This is a genomic window from Neorhizobium fuzhouense (assembly GCF_042611105.1).
GTDB classification, from domain to species: domain Bacteria; phylum Pseudomonadota; class Alphaproteobacteria; order Rhizobiales; family Rhizobiaceae; genus Neorhizobium; species Neorhizobium galegae_A.
In genome coordinates this window covers 1-664 of record NZ_JBHFFP010000040.1, presented here as the reverse complement: position 1 = coordinate 664, position 664 = coordinate 1, and the positions used below count along the sequence as shown (strand labels likewise).

Below are 664 nucleotides of genomic sequence, written 5' to 3'. Positions count from 1 at the left end.
CACATGTGGTGGTGTCAAAAGGCTACGCGCTCATCCCTATAAAGCCAACCGATGAAGTGATCGAGGCGATTTGCCAAGAACATACTCGCTGCCACTGGCCTGATGATTTTGACCGAACTGCTCAAGCCATACGCAGGCAGGATGCGCGAGACGGCTACGAAATCGCCATCAAGGTCGCCGCCCTCGCCACCACGGATGGCAAGCCATGACCAAAGATCCTTTCCACAAGGCGCAGATGGATGGCGTCGTCATCACGAAGCTCGGCAAGCTCCCCGGCAACGAGGAGTACACCGGCAAGTGCAGCCATTGCAAAACTGAGGTCAAGTTCAAGCGCGAGGCTGCGAAATACCACGACGACCAGCGGGACGGCGATTATTTGGAAGTGCCTTGCCCCCTCTGCGACAAACCCATCACGACCAACGTTCGCGGAGGACGCCAGCCATGACCGATATTGCCCTGATCCGCGAGGCCCTGACTGACCCGGAAATCGCCAGCTACCCGGATTTTGTCGGGGCAGTTAGCACTGCGCTGGACGAGATTGAAACGCTTCGCGCTGCTTTGCGTGAGTATGTCTGCGACTGCGCCGGACCATGCCATGCCGAGACTTACGGCGGCCCATGCAGGCGGGCAGCCTTTGCCGCGCTCAACCAAACTCCCCCATCGA

The 664-nt window shown here is 58.9% G+C and carries 3 protein-coding genes; all 3 read left to right on the top strand.

The features are described from left to right. Positions 1-209 (top strand): hypothetical protein (locus ACEXP3_RS24695; protein WP_377299814.1); only part of this gene is annotated, 209 nt, incomplete at its 5' end. Next, on the top strand, positions 206-445 hold the full coding sequence (locus tag ACEXP3_RS24690; protein WP_377299813.1) for a hypothetical protein: 240 nt from the start codon (positions 206-208) through the stop codon (positions 443-445). The genes ACEXP3_RS24695 and ACEXP3_RS24690, both read left to right, overlap by 4 nt. Beyond that, on the top strand, positions 442-664 hold a 223-nt coding region (locus tag ACEXP3_RS24685; protein WP_377299812.1), incomplete at its 3' end, for a hypothetical protein. The genes ACEXP3_RS24690 and ACEXP3_RS24685, both read left to right, overlap by 4 nt.

What these genes read in the sequence shown, in the direction of transcription:
- ACEXP3_RS24690 (WP_377299813.1), top strand. Translation starts at nt 206, where the DNA reads ATGACCAAAGATCCTTTCCACAAGGCGCAGATGGATGGCGTCGTCATC.